Source organism: Flavobacterium sp. 22659 (assembly GCF_052044235.1).
GTDB classification, from domain to species: domain Bacteria; phylum Bacteroidota; class Bacteroidia; order Flavobacteriales; family Flavobacteriaceae; genus Flavobacterium; species Flavobacterium johnsoniae.
Map to the genome: position 1 here is coordinate 1 of NZ_JBQEMU010000053.1, position 438 is coordinate 438.

Annotated in this window: 1 protein-coding gene; it reads left to right on the forward strand. The window is 35.8% G+C overall.

What is annotated here, in order from left to right; all coding sequences use genetic code 11:
- On the forward strand, positions 1–438 hold a 438-nt coding region (locus ACTJIW_RS24195), incomplete at both ends, for an Ig-like domain-containing protein (RefSeq protein WP_440718504.1).

A 438-nucleotide genomic window follows, 5' to 3' on the forward strand; every position in this document is an offset into this window, starting at 1 on the left:
CAAGTTTCCCATTAGGAAATACTACTGTGACTTGGACAGCTACAGATGCAGCAGGAAATACACAAACCTGTACTCAGACAGTAAAAGTTGTGGGTCCAATTGTACCAAATAAAGATACAGCTTCAATTAATGGATATGAAGGAGGAACTGCTGTTTCAAATGTTTTATCAAACGATTTGCTTAACTGTAATGCAGTTGTTAGAAATGAGGTTGAGTTAACTTTAGCTTCTACATTACCTTCAGTCTTAACTTTTGATACTACAAGTGGAGAAGTTACGGTTAAACCAAACACACCAACAGGAAAATATTCATTTGATTATAAAATCTGTGAAGTTGCGAATACTTCAAATTGCAATACAGCAACTGTAGAAATTACAGTGACTGCACCAGCAATCCTTGCAGTAAAAGAAGATTTAGGTCCTATTAACGGAACAATCG